The sequence below is a fragment of the Kocuria oxytropis genome (assembly GCF_040981195.1).
In the GTDB taxonomy this organism is placed as follows: Bacteria; Actinomycetota; Actinomycetes; order Actinomycetales; family Micrococcaceae; genus Kocuria; species Kocuria oxytropis.
Genome location: NZ_JAVFXA010000109.1, coordinates 1 through 533, shown reverse-complemented (window position 1 = coordinate 533; position 533 = coordinate 1). Strand labels below are relative to the sequence as shown.

Below are 533 nucleotides of genomic sequence, written 5' to 3'. Positions count from 1 at the left end.
GGTGCCCGTCTGGACGGCCAGCCCCCTGGTGCTCTCCGCGGCGCTGCCCGAGGACCACGACTTCGACGCCGTGGTGGTGCTGGACGCCGAGAGCTCCCCGCTCGCGGCGGTGCTGCCGGCGCTGACCCGGTGCCGGCAGGTCATCGGGTTCGGGGACCCGCACCTGGGCCGGCCGCAGCCGTTCACGGTGGCGCCCACTGCGGTCCCCGCCCCGGGCGCCCAGCCGGTGGTCGAGGTGGACAGCGCCTTCGACGCCCTCTCCCGCGTGGTGCCGGAGCGGACGCTGCGGACCGTGTACCGGTCCATGGACGAGCAGGTCTTCCGCCACCTCAACGAGCAGTTCTACGGGGGACGCCTGAGCAGGCTCCCGTACGGCGAGTCCGTCGCCGGGGCCACCCCCGTCCTCGACGTCGAGTACGTCCCGGACGGCGTGGGCGCCCTGACCGCCGGGATCGAGGGCATCCAGGCGCCCGCCGCCGAGGTGCGGCGCGTCGTGGAGATCGTCTTCGAGCACGCGGCACGCCACCCTCGCC

At 75.2% G+C, this 533-nt stretch carries 1 pseudogene; it reads left to right on the top strand.

Features of this window, described 5'->3' with window-relative positions:
- Positions 1-533, top strand: a pseudogene (locus tag QYM41_RS17830) (hypothetical protein); the annotation flags it as partial.